Annotated in this window: 16 protein-coding genes; 9 read left to right on the top strand and 7 right to left on the bottom strand. The window is 41.6% G+C overall.

What is annotated here, in order from left to right; genetic code table 11:
- Positions 1-3: 3 nt before the first annotated feature.
- The 5 genes from LS71_RS08070 to LS71_RS08050 all read right to left on the bottom strand — a co-directional run bounded on the left by LS71_RS08070 (position 4) and on the right by LS71_RS08050 (position 5,322).
- Positions 4-1,050: a hypothetical protein gene (locus LS71_RS08070; RefSeq protein WP_138109910.1), complete on the bottom strand. Its 1,047-nt coding sequence runs from the start codon at positions 1,048-1,050 to the stop codon at positions 4-6.
- Positions 1,022-1,591: an LPS assembly lipoprotein LptE gene (gene lptE / locus LS71_RS08065; RefSeq protein WP_052058003.1), complete on the bottom strand. Its 570-nt coding sequence runs from the start codon at positions 1,589-1,591 to the stop codon at positions 1,022-1,024. Before lptE ends, LS71_RS08070 begins: the two co-directional genes overlap by 29 nt.
- A gap of 2 nt (positions 1,592-1,593) precedes the next feature.
- Positions 1,594-4,086: a leucine--tRNA ligase gene (gene leuS, locus LS71_RS08060; RefSeq protein ID WP_034354533.1), complete on the bottom strand. Its 2,493-nt coding sequence runs from the start codon at positions 4,084-4,086 to the stop codon at positions 1,594-1,596.
- A gap of 53 nt (positions 4,087-4,139) precedes the next feature.
- Positions 4,140-4,799, bottom strand: coding sequence for a MarC family protein (locus tag LS71_RS08055; RefSeq protein WP_034354536.1), 660 nt, complete (start codon positions 4,797-4,799; stop codon positions 4,140-4,142).
- Positions 4,800-4,980: 181 nt separating this feature from the next.
- Positions 4,981-5,322, bottom strand: a complete 342-nt coding sequence (locus LS71_RS08050) for a c-type cytochrome (protein WP_034354539.1) — start codon at positions 5,320-5,322, stop codon at positions 4,981-4,983.
- A gap of 72 nt (positions 5,323-5,394) precedes the next feature.
- Between LS71_RS08050 and folD the strand changes: the two genes are divergently transcribed.
- The 9 genes from folD to LS71_RS08005 are packed head-to-tail and all read left to right on the top strand — an operon-like array spanning position 5,395 to position 12,815.
- Positions 5,395-6,255 (top strand): bifunctional methylenetetrahydrofolate dehydrogenase/methenyltetrahydrofolate cyclohydrolase FolD, encoded by an 861-nt coding sequence (gene folD, locus LS71_RS08045; RefSeq protein WP_034354542.1) that lies wholly within the window; start codon positions 5,395-5,397, stop codon positions 6,253-6,255.
- Positions 6,252-7,265, top strand: coding sequence for a signal peptidase I (gene lepB / locus LS71_RS08040; protein WP_034354545.1), 1,014 nt, complete (start codon positions 6,252-6,254; stop codon positions 7,263-7,265). Before folD ends, lepB begins: the two co-directional genes overlap by 4 nt.
- 19 nt (positions 7,266-7,284) lie before the next feature.
- Positions 7,285-7,734 carry a ribose 5-phosphate isomerase B gene (gene rpiB / locus LS71_RS08035; protein WP_034354547.1) on the top strand — a complete coding sequence of 150 codons (450 nt, stop codon included), beginning with the start codon at positions 7,285-7,287 and terminating at the stop codon, positions 7,732-7,734.
- A gap of 43 nt (positions 7,735-7,777) precedes the next feature.
- Entirely contained in the window at positions 7,778-8,131 is a 354-nt protein-coding gene (locus LS71_RS08030) for a hypothetical protein (protein WP_034354549.1), read from the top strand.
- 24 nt (positions 8,132-8,155) lie between these two features.
- Entirely contained in the window at positions 8,156-8,695 is a 540-nt protein-coding gene (locus tag LS71_RS08025; RefSeq protein ID WP_034354552.1) for an adenine phosphoribosyltransferase, read from the top strand.
- Positions 8,695-9,435, top strand: a complete 741-nt coding sequence (locus tag LS71_RS08020) for a DedA family protein (RefSeq protein WP_034354554.1) — start codon at positions 8,695-8,697, stop codon at positions 9,433-9,435. The genes LS71_RS08025 and LS71_RS08020 overlap by 1 nt, the downstream gene beginning before the upstream one ends.
- Before the next feature lie 30 nt (positions 9,436-9,465).
- Entirely contained in the window at positions 9,466-10,920 is a 1,455-nt protein-coding gene (locus LS71_RS08015; RefSeq protein ID WP_138109909.1) for a leucyl aminopeptidase, read from the top strand.
- Between the two features lies 1 nt (position 10,921).
- A complete protein-coding gene (ychF, locus tag LS71_RS08010; protein ID WP_034354557.1) occupies positions 10,922-12,022 on the top strand; it encodes a redox-regulated ATPase YchF in 1,101 nt (366 codons plus the stop codon).
- The gene (locus LS71_RS08005; protein WP_081946262.1) at positions 11,988-12,815 is read left to right on the top strand and encodes a tetratricopeptide repeat protein; all 828 of its coding nucleotides are present in this window, start codon (positions 11,988-11,990) and stop codon (positions 12,813-12,815) included. Before ychF ends, LS71_RS08005 begins: the two co-directional genes overlap by 35 nt.
- Positions 12,816-12,826: 11 nt before the next feature.
- Here the strand turns inward: LS71_RS08005 and LS71_RS08000 are convergent, their stop codons facing one another.
- Positions 12,827-14,458 (bottom strand): tetratricopeptide repeat protein, encoded by a 1,632-nt coding sequence (locus LS71_RS08000; protein ID WP_034354560.1) that lies wholly within the window; start codon positions 14,456-14,458, stop codon positions 12,827-12,829.
- Between the two features lie 73 nt (positions 14,459-14,531).
- A complete protein-coding gene (locus tag LS71_RS07995) occupies positions 14,532-15,293 on the bottom strand; it encodes a hypothetical protein (RefSeq protein ID WP_138109908.1) in 762 nt (253 codons plus the stop codon).
- Between the last annotated feature and the right edge of the window lie 203 nt (positions 15,294-15,496).

Genomic DNA, 15,496 nt, shown 5'->3' with positions numbered 1-15,496 from the left:
ATTCTATATATGCTGCAGCGTGTGCAGAACTTGGGCTTGAAGCGCAGCAATAGAGCTAAAGTCCTTCCCCTCAATTACCTTAATAGCAAAGCCAAAGGTAAAAAGCACGCCCTGATAAGAAAATTTCTGCGCCTGCAGCTGCGCGGCGATAGGCTGCATTTTATCTAATAAATGCTGCGCGCTTATATCTTTAAACATAAAAGCAAAGCCATTTTTATAATTCCCCACTAAAGTCCCCTCACCTAAGGCATTTAAGCATATCTTTCTTAAAATCTCCATAGCCTTATTAGTGGCTTTATGCGTATCAATATGCCCATCTGTTTGCGCGCGCAAGTCATTCACGCCAAAAATAGCTATACAAGATTGCCTTAAATCCTCATCGCGCATTAAAGGCATAATCAAATCTCCCTCGCTCTTAATCCCTAGCAGCTGCTCCACACGGGTAAGCAAATGTGCATCAATTAAATTTTCACTATGCATCATAAGCATTGAGGAAATCTCTAATGCCTCTTTGCTAATAGCTCCTTTATTATCTGGTATACGCAGCATATGAGCAATGATGCTTGAAAGTTTTTTAAGCACGCTCAAATGCACCTTAGAGGCGCGAAAATTATCCCAATAAGTAATAAGCTTTTTAGTCTCCTCAAGATTGCTTAAATGATTTAAGCGGAACAAAAAGTGATATTTATTTTTTGCGCCAATAGAAAACACATCGGCAATAACGCCCAAAAGCCGCCTAATAAGCCCCTTTAACTGCTGTGTATGCTCGATAGAACACTCCTGCTTAGACTCTTTTAACAAACGCGCTAATATATCAATAAACTCGTTAGGATTACGCGCATTTTTAAGCTGATTTTGCGCAGATATATCAAATTTATGCAGCCACTGCGTATGCCAGTTTAACTCCTCTATCTGCGCTACACCCTCGCGTTGAGCTATTTCATAAAATGCCTCAAAATAAGCCGCAGGCGTGGGGGCTTTTTTAAGCAAATGCAGCCTTTGTAAGGCTTTGTGCGAAATATCATCGATTTTCATTATAAAATTCTCCATAATAAGCCACTTGGGAGATAAATTTATCAAGGGCTTGATTTGTCGCATTTGAGATAGATTCTAAACGATATTGGTCAAGCACGATAGTTGAAGTAAAATCCGCACTATAATCATAATATCCCGTATTGGTTACATCAAAGCTCTCACCTTGAGCATTTTCAAAGTGAAAAGCAAGCACGATATTGGTGCGATAAAAGCTCACAAAGCCTTGTTGATTGTAGGCTACTGGCGTTTGAGTAATGCTCTGAACATCGATTTTTAAAAAACTTTGGGCTTCTTGTTTAGTTTTTAATTTACTATGAAATCGTTTGATAATGGCATTATTTACCGCATCTTTAACACCTGTGCTAGATTCTGGCACGGAGGGATTAACGACAATCTCCACATACACACCATCATTAAAAATACTTTGCGCATAATGACTAACAGGCATATATCCACAACCATGCATAAAAAATATGGCTAATGCAATAAAAGTCCATAATCGCGCGCTTTTAGATACGATTTGCCTTTGAGATATTATTTGTTTATTTCTCGCCATAGCTAGCCTAATACAAAATTTACAAGCTTATTTGGCACGATGATTTCTTTGCGAATATGCGCATTCTCAAGCCATTTTGCCACATGCGCTTTAGCCTGCGCAATAATTTGCTTTTCACTTACATCTAAAGCCACTTCCATTTCAGCGCGTTTTTTGCCATTAATAGTAATGGCATACACCACGCTTTGCTTGCTTAGCGCATTTTCATCTATAGCTATTGGCTCAAAATTAGCCCGCCCAAAATACTGCTCGCTTAATTCCCAGCAAATATGCGGGACAATGGGTTCTAAAATATGCAATAGCACAAAATATCCCTCACTCCACACTTGCGTATTTTCCTGCTCATTTAGGGCATTAAAAGCCTCCATACTCGCAGCAATAAGCGTATTAAAAGCATATCCGCTTTGTTTTTTATTAAAAATATCATAGCTTTTTTGCAACGCCTCATACACCTTTTGGCGCGCGTATTGCTCATTTTTTGTGAGTGTATCGTGCGCAATTGTAGGCTTTTTACGCATAGATTCTATATAGCGTGTGCGCTCATACAATCGCTTTAAGAATCTATAAGCCCCCTCCACTGCGCTATCATTCCACTCTAGCTCGCGTGTGGGCGGCGCGGCAAAGAGTATAAATAAACGCGCTGTATCTGCTCCATAGCGCGCAATAATATCATTAGGATTAACGACATTGCCCTTACTTTTTGACATTTTCGCACCTGCTTTAAGCACCATGCCTTGCGTTAAAAGATTAGCAAAAGGCTCACTAATCTCAATATACCCCAAATCGCGCAGCACTTTAGTAAAAAATCGCGCATACAATAAATGTAAAATCGCATGTTCAATCCCGCCAATATACTCATCAACATTCAGCCAATACGCCAAATGCGCCTTATCAAATGCCTCTTTCTCCCACATATCTTTGGGCGTAGTGTAGCGCAGAAAATACCAGCTTGATTGCACAAAAGTATCCATAGTGTCTGTCTCCCTGCGGGCTTTGCGCCCACATTTTGGACAGATACAATCGCGCCAAGTGGGGTGCTTATCAAGTGGATTGCCCTCGCCATCGATATTTACATCATCGGGTAAAGTAATGGGCAAATGCGCAAAACTTTCAGGCACAATGCCGCAATACTCACAATGCACCATAGGAATAGGCGCACCCCAGTATCGCTGCCTTGACACTCCCCAATCGCGCAAACGATAATTAATAATGCCCTTCCCCCTGCCTAGATTCTCAAAATGTGCAATAATGCGAGGTTTTGCCTCTGTGCTGTGCAAGCCGCTAAACTCGCCGCTATTGATAAGATAGCCCTCCTCAAAGTAGCCCTCTAAATATGTGTCCTGCTCATTATTTTTAGAATCTAGCCCTTGAGAATCTGCCTTGTCTGTAAGCACGCATTTTAGGGGCAAATCATACTTTTTAGCAAACTCAAAATCCCGCTCATCATGCATTGGCACACTCATAACCGCGCCAGAGCCATAATCCATAAGCACAAAATTTGCCACCCACACGGGCAATTCCTCTTGTGTGAGTGGGTGAATGACCTTTATCCCCAAATCAAAGCCTAGCTTTTCGCTCTGCGCGCGCTCCCTCGCGGCTGTATTTTTAATGCGCTCAATAGATTCTATAATGTGAGAATCTAGCAATTTATTCTCCACTAAATACTGCACAATGGGGTGTTCAGGCGCAATAGCGCAGTAAGTTACGCCATAAATGGTATCAGGGCGCGTGGTGAAAACCTCTAATTCCTTTATATCCCCTAGCACAGAATCTGCGCTTAATGAAAAAGCAAAGTTTAATCCCCTAGATTTACCAATCCAATTTCTTTGCATATTGAGCACTTGAGGCGGCCAATGCCCCTCTAGCTCATCAAGGCAGCCTAATAACTCCTCTGCATAAGCTGTGATTTTAATGTAGTATTGACTCATCTGCTTTTGCACCACAGGCGTATCACATCGCCAACATTTGCCCTCAATGACTTGCTCATTAGCCAAAATCGTCTTATCATTTGGACACCAATTAAGATAGGCTTGCTTGCGGTATATAAGCCCTTTTTCCCACATTTGAATGAAAAATGCTTGCTCAAATTTAGTATAAACCTCATCGCTTGTAGCAAACTCACGCTCTTTAGAAAAGCTAAGCCCAAGGCTTTTTAGCTCTTTTCTCATCGCATCAATATTGCTATAAGTCCATACTTTTGGGTGTGTTTTATGTTTGATAGCGGCATTTTCAGCAGGCATACCAAAAGCGTCCCAACCCATAGGGTGCAGGACATTAAAGCCATTTTGTCGATAATATCTAGCCAAAGCATCGCCTATGCAGTAATTACGCACATGCCCCATATGGATAGCGCCGCTAGGATAGGGAAACATACTAAGGATATATTTTTTCTTTTTTTGCAAATCTATATTGTGCGGTTCAAAGCTCTTATGCTCCTCCCAAAACCGCTGCCACTTAGATTCTATATCCTTAGGATTGTAAATTCTCTCTTGCATACACACTCGCTTTTTGTGGATTAAAATACGCCATTATAAGGAAAAAGCTTAAATTATCCTAATGGGCTTAACACCTTTAGCCCCCTTAAACCCACAATAATCATCTGTATGCCCATAGCCACAATAAATACAAGTGCAATGCGAGAAAGCACATATAGCACCAGTTTGCCCAAAATGCGCTCAATCATCGCAGAAAAATGAAATAGCACAAACAAAAATACAAAGCTTGCAACCACAGCGCTAATAGCCACAAACATACCGCTTTCCTCTGCAATCACAATCACACTTGCTAGCGTCCCGGGACCCACAAGCATAGGAAATGCCATAGGGATAATGCTGCGCTTAAAAAGCTCATCAAATTTCAAGCCTCTATAATCTGAAAAATCCTTTTTTGTGCTTGAAAAAAGCAGGCTTTTCATACTCATAACCACAAGGATTAATCCCCCAGCCACACGCACAGAATCTAGATTCACACGAAAGAGATGCTGCATAATAAATGAGCCTGTGAGCAAAAAAATTAGCACGATTAAAAATGCTGTCCAAAGGATATTGCGAAAGAGCTTTTGTCGTAAAAGCGTGTGTATGCCATCTGTCATGGCAATAAATTGAGGCAAATTGCCAAAAGGATTAAGCACAGCAATGATAGTAACCATAGCTAGCCCAATAAGGTGGAAAGTAGATTCTAAACCACCGATATTTATAATACTTGTCATGCACTCTCCCATTATTTATAGAATCTAGCCTCTAAAATATGAAATTGATAGATGCTTAAAGCAGCTATAACTTTCTAGTTTGAGGGCGCGCAGGGCGATTCACTTGCCCACAAGGCTTGATTGCACAGCGCGCAAGTGCAACAAGTGCGGCATTACATAGAATCTGGCGCATTATAGCACTTTATGGACGATAAAGATACATATAAATGGCTGTAATCTCCTCATCTGTGAGATAATATACAGGCATAACGCCCTTTTGCTTGCGCAACGCACGCTGAAAAATGCTAAATTCGATATTATTAATACGCGGCGCAAGCAGGGTTTTCTCCACACCTTTATGCTTATAGCGCGCAATAATGCTGCCCTCTCCATTATTTCCATGACATTTATTGCATGCTATGCCGCGTGGATTCTCATAGAGATTTTTGCCATATTCATTTTGGGATAAAAGCCCTTCATCTGCTCTAGCAATGCCCCAAAAAATGCCTAGCACAGCCATAATTAATAGCATTTTTCTTATCATACGCACTCACTTCAACAATCTTTTTAATATCTTGTATTATAATAGCAAAACCACAATCACAAAGGCTTTAAAATGACTTTACTCGATGGCAAATCCTTAAGTGCGATGATTGAAGAGGATTTGCACAAACAAATTAGCTCCCTAGCCGCACAAGGTATAACGCCCGGATTAGCCGTTATTTTAGTAGGCGATAATCCTGCTAGCTGTGCGTATGTGCAAATGAAAGCAAAGGCGTGTAAGCGCGTGGGAATTTATTCTGTAACGCATGAAATGCCAAATACCATCACACAAGAGGAGCTTTTATCTACTATCGCTATGCTTAATCAAAATCCTAATATCGATGGCATATTGGTGCAATTACCCCTGCCTACGCATATCCAAAGTGCCAAAGTGCTTGAGGCAATCCACCCGCAAAAAGATGTTGATGGCTTCCACCCCTTTAACATCGGGCGATTAAGTGTGAATCTAGATACCTTTGTGCCAGCCACGCCACTTGGTGTAATGAATCTACTTAAACATTATCACATTGATGTAAGCGGCAAAGATGTGGTGATTGTAGGTATGAGCAATATCGTTGGCAAGCCTCTGTGCGCGCTTATGCTCAATGCAGGTGCAAGTGTGAGCTGCTGCCATATCCTTACGCGTGATGTGAGCGCTTATACCAAAAATGCTGATATTGTCTGCGTGGGTGTGGGCAAGCCAAATTTAATTACGCAAGATATGATAAAACAAGGCGCTATTGTCATTGATATTGGCATTAATCGTTTAGAATCTGGCGCACTTGTGGGCGATGTAGATTTTAGCAATGTCGCACCAAAGTGCAGCTTTATCACTCCTGTGCCCGGAGGTGTAGGACCTATGACCATTGCTACATTATTGCAAAACACCTATAAAGCCGCGCTTTATCGACTAGAACAAAGGACAAAAATATGAGAAAAATCTTGAGTAGATTCTGTGCGTTTGCATCAAGCTGGAGCGGAACGATTATTATCGTGCTAATTTTAATCTTTTTTGTGATGCAAGCTTTTGTTATTCCCACTCGCTCAATGGTAAGCACACTTTTTGAGGGTGATTTTTTATTTGTGAAAAAATTTAGCTATGGCATACCTATACCGCGCATTCCGTGGGTTGAAGTGGCGATATTGCCTGATTTTAAGGGTAATGGACATCTTATTGAGGGTGAGCGCCCAAAAAGGGGCGATGTGGTGGTGTTTATCCCTCCACATGTGCAGAAAACCTACTTTGTCAAACGCGTATTTGCCATAGGCGGTGATGAAGTGATTTTTGATAAAAGTGGTATGTATTTGCACCCATTTGAGGGTGATGCGTATGTGAGGGAGCATTATTCAGGACACATCATTGTAGAGAGGCTAGGCAAACTTTTTGTGAAAGAGCCATATATGGGAGAGCACCCGGGCATTTTTTATGAAAATACATTTTATGCGAATCCAAGAAGCAGGGAATATTATCTTGCCGATAAAGAGGGCAAACTCTATCAAAGAGTATGCGTTGAAGGCTCAAAGCACATTAACATAGGCGATGGAGAGGAGAGCTGCGAGCTATGGTCAAAGGTTTATGCCAATACCCCTATAGAATCTTTTATACAAGATTCTAATATCGCTTATACCAAAATGAGCAATGGCGATACTATGAGTAGTATGCAAAAACTTGATGATATGTATTATAAGGTGATTGAAGATGATGAGTTTTTTATGGTGGGAGATAATCGCAACAATAGCTTTGATTCGCGCTTTTGGGGTAGCGTGCCATATAAAAATATCATCGGGCAGCCGTGGTTTATTTACTTTAGCCTAAATAAAGCCAATAGCCAAGAAATAGGCGCTGATGAGGATAAAAGCAAGCGATACACAATTCGTTGGGATAGAATGTTTAAAACCCCGCAAGGCATTGAAGATTCTATAAAAGATGCTATGCCCAAATAATCAAATACTAAGGAATAAAATGAGTGATGTGCAAATAACTTATGTGCTAGGCGCAGACCACGCGGGATTGCAGCTTAAGGCGTTTGTGAAAACATTTTTAGAGCAAAAAGGACTAGCAGTCATTGATGTATCACCTAAAGATAATGAACGCGTGGATTATCCCGACTATGCGCAAAAAGTCTGTGAAGCGCTTATAAATAAAGCACATTATCGTGGCATTCTTATATGTGGAAGTGGAATTGGAATGAGCATTGCTGCTAATAGATTTAAGCATATTCGTGCTGCGCTTTGCACTGATGCGTATATGGCGAAAATGGCACGCGCACACAATGATGCGAATGTGCTTTGTATGGGCGAGCGCATTAGCGGCATAGGCGAAGCACAATCAATCCTTGAAGCCTTTATCGATGGCACATTTGAGGGGCAAAGACATCTTATGCGTATTAAAAAATTACAGAATCTAGGCTAGATTTATGCAGATTCTGTATGAGATTCTATAAGGAGAAAGCAACATGGGACAAAGCGTAGGAACTTTTATCGCGCAATGGTTTTTTCTAACCGGCTTTATTTTATTTGTGCTGTATATGCTTGTGCGGACATTTTTTTATCGCTCTGTGGCGCAAAAAGAGGAGCGCAACTCTGCTGCTATGAAACTCACACTCAATGAAGCAGAAATCCTAATCCGCAAGCACCAGCTGCAATTACAAAGGGCTTTAGGTAATATTGATATTCTTACCCAAGAAATGAATGCGCTTAAAAATGAAGTTAAAGTGCTAAAATCGCGTAACTCTCAATACAGAATTGAGACAGATAAATACAAAGCGCGCATCAAAGATTTAGAGCAAAAAATCGAGGCTCTACTCTAAGATTTCACCCCACAAGGAGCAAACATGGACAAACACAAAATAGCAGATTCTATACGCGCTATCCCAGACTACCCAAAGCCTGATATTATTTTTCGTGATGTTACTACACTTATTGGCGATGGCGAGGTGTTTAAAGCGGTGATTGACATCTTAAAACATCGCTATGAAAAGCAAAATATTGATTTTATCGCAGGCATTGAGGCGAGGGGCTTTGTATTTGGCGCGGCTCTAGCTTACGCGCTAGGCATTGGCTTTGTCCCCATACGCAAAAAAGGCAAGCTCCCCTACACTACGGTAAGTGAAAAGTATAGCTTAGAATATGGCTTTGATGAAGTGGAAATGCATATTGATGCCTTTAGAAATAAGCAGGGGGCTAGAGTGGTGCTTGTTGATGATTTGATTGCTACAGGTGGCACGGCACAAGCGAGTGTGCGACTTATAGAATCTATTGGCGGAGAATGCGTTGAGGCAGCCTTTATCATTAATCTTAAAGGCTTACAGGGTGAAAAAAAGCTCCTGCCGCACACAAAAATCTTTAGCATTTTAGAATACGAGGGGAAATGATGCACCTTATACAAAAATGCCTCATATTTGCTAAAAATAACCCAAAGCGCGTAATTGTATGGACGCTTTTGCTTGCGATAGTTATAGGACTTTTCATACTTTATAAGCAGTCTGGTTTCTCGCTTGAAGCATTCATCACGCAGCTTTGGGATAAATATGTTGAGACTTGGGGTTATGTGATTTTGTTTTTTTGGGGGATTTTGGAGGGCGAGCTTGGGCTTATTTTTGCAGGATTAGCCACGCATGATGGTAAAATGAATTTATTTCTAGCCATTTTTATAGCCGGTCTTGGTGGATTTGTGGGCGACCAAATTTATTTTTACATTGGACGCTTTAATCGCAAATTTATTCAAGAAGAATTCATCTCCCAACGCCGCAAATTCGCCCTTGCACACTTGCTCTTAAAAAAATATGGCTGGTCTATTATCTTTATCCAACGCTATATGTATGGTATGCGCACTATTATCCCCATAAGCATTGGCACAACGCGTTATAGCGCGCTTAAATTTGCTATCATTAATCTTTTTTCAGCGTGGATATGGGCGGCTATCACGATTGTTTTAACTTGGATTTTTGGGGAGGAGATTTTTATTGTGCTTGATTGGTTTAAACAACACCCCTATTTACTCATTCCGCTAGCCATTTGTATTGCGGGAGGTTTGTGGTGGTATTTTCAATCCCAAACCAAAAAAGTGGATAAAAAAATTGCTAAAATTCAAAATGATTTAGCAAAAAAGTAAAATACATTTTCATATTTTCAAGGAGTAAGCATGGAATTTAAAACAGAGTTCAAAACACAAGCACCACATATCAAAATAGGTGTTATCACAAAGCATAATAACAAAAACAGCGCGCAAGCCCTGCTCACCACAAAGCAAGCATTTGCCAAATCTGCTTATGCCAAAGCGTGCAAGGCATTTGGGTTTGAAGGAGAGGGGAAGTTTTTTTTGCAAGAGCAAAGTTTGCTTATAGTGTGCGTTGAAGCGTTGAATACAGATTCTATCCGCGAGGGTGGCGCGCAAATAGCGCGATATTTTAAGAGCCTGCCTTATGAGCGCGTGAGCGTTCATATCCATACTAAACTTGATGAAGCAAAGGCATATGCGCTTTTTCTAGGCGCGCTGTGTGGCATATATGATTTTACTGCTTATAAAAGCAAACCTGCTAAAATCACTCTAAAAGAATTTAATCTTATCGATGAAAAAGGCGAATGCAAAAGCACGCAGATTCTGAAAAAAGCACAAATCATAGCCCAAAGCATTAATGATGTGCGTGATTTAGTCAATACTATTCCAGAGATTGCCACGCCTAAGTATCTTGCCAAATACGCCAAACAACTCACCAAAGATATAGAATCTATTGAATGCAAAGTGCTTGAAAAAGAGGATTTAGAGCGTGAGAAAATGGGGGCATTTCTAGCGGTTAATCGCGCCTCCTGCCACGCTCCGCGCCTTATTCATCTAAGCTACAAGCCAAAAGATGCTAAGAAAAAAGTTGTACTTGTGGGCAAGGGACTTACCTATGATTGTGGGGGATTATCGCTAAAGCCTGCGGATTATATGGTTACGATGAAAGCCGATAAAAGCGGAGGGTGCGCGGTTATGGGGATTATTAAATCCATAGCCGCATTGCAAGCAAAGATTGAAGTGCATGCCATAGTGGGTGCAGCGGAAAATATGATAGGTGGTGATGCTTATAAGCCCGATGATGTGCTTATTTCGCGTGAGGGCAAAAGCATTGAAGTGCGCAATACCGACGCAGAAGGGCGCTTAGTGCTTGCAGATTGCCTAAGTTATGCGCAAGATTTAAAGCCTGATGTGCTTATCGACTTTGCCACACTTACAGGCGCGTGCGTGGTGGCTCTTGGCGAATATACAAGCGGTATTATGGGACATAATGACAAGCTCAAAGCCCATTTTGAAAAAAGTGCGAGTGAGAGCGGCGAGCTTATGGCGCAACTCCCTTTTAACCAACATCTTAAAAAACTTATAGAATCTAAAATCGCTGATGTGTGCAATGTCAGCACATCTCGCTATGGTGGAGCGATTACAGCGGGATTATTTTTAAGCGAATTTATCCGCGAGGAGTATAAGGATAAGTGGCTGCATATTGATATCGCCGGTCCTGCGTATGTGGAGCGCGAATGGGATATTAATCCACATGGTGGCAGTGGCGCAGGTGTGCGCGCGGGAGTGGAGTTTATCCTCTCTTATCAAAAGGCGTAATATGGCACTAAGTATCGGCATTGTAGGCTTGCCAAATGTAGGGAAATCCACGACTTTTAACGCACTAACTAAGGCGCAAAATGCGGAGGCGGCGAACTATCCATTCTGCACGATTGAGCCAAATAAGGCGATTGTGCCTGTGCCAGATTCCCGCTTAAGCGCACTTAGCGAGATTGTAAAGCCCCAAAAGATTCAGCACAGCACGATTGAGTTTGTCGATATTGCCGGGCTTGTGCGCGGGGCGAGCAAGGGCGAGGGGCTTGGCAATCAGTTTTTGGCGAATATCAAGGAGGCGGACATGATTTTGCACATCGTGCGCTGCTTTGATGATGGCAACATCACGCATGTGGAAAACCGCATCGACCCTATCGCTGACATCGAGATTATCGAGCTTGAGCTGCTTTTTAGCGACATTGCGAGCCTGCAAAAGCGAATTGAGAAGCTAGAGCGCGAGTCTAAGGCGAAAAAGGGCGAAAATAGCGAGCTAGCAATCGCGCGCGAACTCCTAGCGCATTTAGAATCTAACCGCCCTGCACGCAGTTTCGCCAAGATTGATAGCGATGAATTTAAGATTCTAAATAAAGAGCTAAGATTCCTTAGTAATAAACCTGTCATATATGGTGCAAATGTTGATGAGAGCGGACTTTCTAACGATAATAAATATGTGGATTCTGTGCGTGAGTTTGCTAAATCTAGCGGCGCGATTGCAATTAAGCTTTGTGCGAAAATCGAAGAGGAGCTTGTGGGCTTAGATGAGAGCGAGCGAGCTGAATTTTTGGAATCTTTGGGCGTGAATGAGAGCGGGCTAGAGCAGATTATTCGCGAGTGTTTTTCGCGGCTTGGGCTTATTTCGTATTTCACAGCGGGGGTAAAGGAGGTGCGCGCATGGACTATACGACGTGGCGATAGCGCGCCGCGTGCGGCTTCTGTGATACATAAGGACTTTGAGAAGGGCTTTATTCGCGCGGAGTGCATTAGCTATGATGATTTTATTAGGCTAGGTGGCGAGGCGGCGGCTAAAGAGGCTGGTGCTATGCGGATTGAGGGCAAGGAATACATCGTGCAAGATGGCGATGTGCTGCATTTTAGATTCAATGTGTGAGGAGATTGGAGCTAGATTCTATAAAATTTTAGTTTTTAGTAGTTTGAGGGGCAAAAATATGGGCATTAAACAATTTATAGCGGCGGTGCTAATGTGCGTTGGGCTAAATATGATACTGAATGCAGCAGATTCTATAGAATCTAGTGAATCTAATCAAGCGACAGATATTCAAACTACTATAAAAGCATGTGATGGCGGTGATGCTAAAGCATGTGATGATTTGGGAGCACTTTATGTTAATGGCAGGGAAGTAAAGCAAGATTGGACAAAATCATTTAACTTTTTCTTAAAAGGATGTAATCTTAATTATATGGAGTCATGTTTAGAGGTTGGATACATATATTACGATGGCAAGGCTCCTAAAAAAGATTTTGCGAAAGCTAGGGAATATTTTCTAAAAGCATGTAATGGCAAGGCATACTTTGCGTGCTATAAGTTAGGCGATATGTATTATGAGGGGCAGGGCGTAAAGAAAGATTATGCAAAAGCTAGAGAATATTATACTAAGGCTTGTGATGGCGATGTGTATCAGGCGTGTGCTAATTTAAGCTATTACATATATGTAAAGGCTAAAGATGTAAAGAAAGACTATGTAAAAGCAAGTGAATACGCACGAAAAGCATGTGAAGGAAATGATGCTATTGGTTGTTTTCATTTAGCGGCTCTTTATGAAAAAGGAGAGGGCGTAAAGCAAAGTCAATTTAAAGCAGAATTGCTATATTACAAATCTTGCAATTTAGGCTTTGACAATGCCTGCGATAAGGATAAAGGCTTAAATCAAGAGGGGTTTTAAGCTTATAGAATCTAAATCCACGCTTTGAGATACGCGCTCAAATTCTCCGCCACATCGCTCCAATCATTCATCTTACTTTGCGCCATACATACTACATTTTCATACCACGGCGTGGATATACCATTCCCCCAGCGCCAATCATAGCGTTTATGCAGCAGCACAATAGTGTGTTTGCCCATACTCGCGCTTAAATGCGCCACTGCGCTATCAATGCTAATTACCATATCTAAGCCATTTATAATCTCATAAGTATCAAAAAAATCATTCATCTCCTGACTAATCACATCATATTGCGCTATATGCTCACATTTGGCTTTATTGAGCGAATAAATTTTCACACCATGGCTTTGCATAAAAGGCTGCAAGACGCTCATTAGCTCATTTAAAGGGATATTTTTGAGGCTAGATTCTGTAAATTTAGAATCTGTGCTAAAGCAAATGCCAATTTTGCGCACATGTTTGGTAGGCTTTGTTGTGCGCATAAAGGGCGTGTGCTGCAAATCTTTTGTATGGCTTACATTAAGCGCTAGCGGGAGAGATAAAAGCGAAATCGCACTATCATAATGCCCCACTTCACTCATACAAGCCACACTGGGTATATCCATAAAGGTAAAAAACTTCACAAGCGGCTCTTGCACTATCACGCGCACACTTTTGGCATATTGCTGCAGGGCAGGCACAAAGCGCGCAAACATAATAGAATCTCCAAGCCCTTGCTCATAATACACTAGCACATCTTTATCTTTAAATGCCTGCACGCCCTCCTCGCTAAACTCCCATATATGGCTTATGCCCTGCGGGAGCATATTGGGCAGCTCTTTGCGCGCTTCATAGATTCTAAAACCTTGCGCAAAATGCAGTGTCCTAAGCAAAAAATGCGCGTAATTAATATAATATTCTGCCCTTTTGGGATTAAGGCTAATAGCCTGCTGGTAGAGGGCTTGAGTGTGCTGCGCGTCTGCTTTGGCGTATTGCAGGGCGTTAGCGTAATTAAAGATAAATTCACTATCATCTCTATAATGCTCATAAAGCGCGCTATACACCTCTAAAGCCTCGCTAAAAAGCCCAATTTGCACATAAGTGCTTGCTAAATTCACCCCTGCATCAAGATAGCCCTTGCTAAAAGCATTCAAATACAGCTCAATTGCCTGCCCAAACTGCTTAAGGCTCACTTGCGCATTGGCAAGATTAAACATCGCTCCTAAATCGTTGGGGTCAAGCTTAATGGCGATAGTATAATGCTTAATGGATTGATTAGAATCTTCTAAATCAGCATACGCCCTTGCTAGATTAAAATGCAAGGTAGGATTATCCTCCATAGCGCTATCTTGCTTTAATAGCGCGTAAAGCTCATCTATGCAAAGTCTAGCTTGCCCATTGCGGCGGTAGGCTTCGGCGAGATTAAGCCTATGGCTAGGCTCATTTGGGGCGCATTGGCAGGCTTGTGTGAAATACTCTATAGCGCGCTCATAGATTCTAAACTCAAGCATAACAATCCCTGCCAAACTCCACACATCTGCGCGCGTGCAATCTACACTTAGAATCTGAATGCAAATATCTACGCATTCATGATATTTTTTTGATTGATAGAGGGTGAATGCCATTTGTATGGCTGAAGCGATATTGAAAGTTTGTTGAGACATAAAAACACCTTTTAGAATCTAATCCTAAAAGGTGAGAAGCAAAAGCAGTGCCACTCTGCAAGAGGGCTAAGGCTTAGAACACCACTCCAAAGATAATAGAGAAGCGCTGATATTCATCTTTAAAATCCTTTGTGCGCACTGCATTAGTATTAATGCCCGCACCCGCTGTGCGCGATGAGCTTGTCATCTCGCCTCTTACATAGCGTAAGCCTATGCTAAATACATTTGAGACTTTCACACCCGCGCCTAAACCATAAGTAAGCCCATGGTAGATATTATCAAGTGTGGTGTCATTTTGCGTTTCGCTAATGTAAAAATTATCTGTAAAACTATGATATGCATAGCCTACCATACCTTGAATGTAGAAATAATTTGCCTGCACACCCACAATAACTGGCACCTGCACGCCCCAACCATTAAAGCCTAAATCTGTCATGACCTTAGTGCCGCCGGGCAAGCCTGTATCAACGCCTTGCCAAAAAGCATTTGAATTGCCAGTAGATTTAAGATATAAAGGCACTGTGATTTCTGTGCCTACATAGGGGCGCAAGCCGCTTGCAGACCTAATGGCTGTAATATACATTGAATAACCAATGTCTGCTGAATGCAAATTCAAATCCCCAAGCATTGAGTATGAATACCCCAAATGTCCCTCGCTAAACAAATACCATCGCTGCACGCTGCCCGCTCTATTTGAGCCATTGAGAATAGAGCCGCTTGCAAAATTGCCCAAAAGCTGATTTTTAACAGTGCCTAGATTATTGTTATTAGACGCACCAAAAGCTAGCGTGCCAGCCATTGCTAGCACTAAAGCGATTTTTTTCAAACAAACCATGTTTACTCCTTACATTTATGGTTTTAAAGCCTCGTATGATACCATAATAAGCTAATATCGGCTTAAAAAATAATGTTTTTAAAATATGGGCTTAATTTATAGAATCTAGAATCTTGGATTTTTAAGCTAACTCCAAGTTTTTGTTTCTTCAGTAGGAATGGAGAAACAAAATGTCTCATCTGCCTACTAATGACAAAGACCTA

The organism is Helicobacter jaachi (assembly GCF_000763135.2).
Lineage (GTDB): Bacteria > Campylobacterota > Campylobacteria > Campylobacterales > Helicobacteraceae > Helicobacter_C > Helicobacter_C jaachi.
This window is presented reverse-complemented; position numbering and strand designations above follow the sequence as displayed.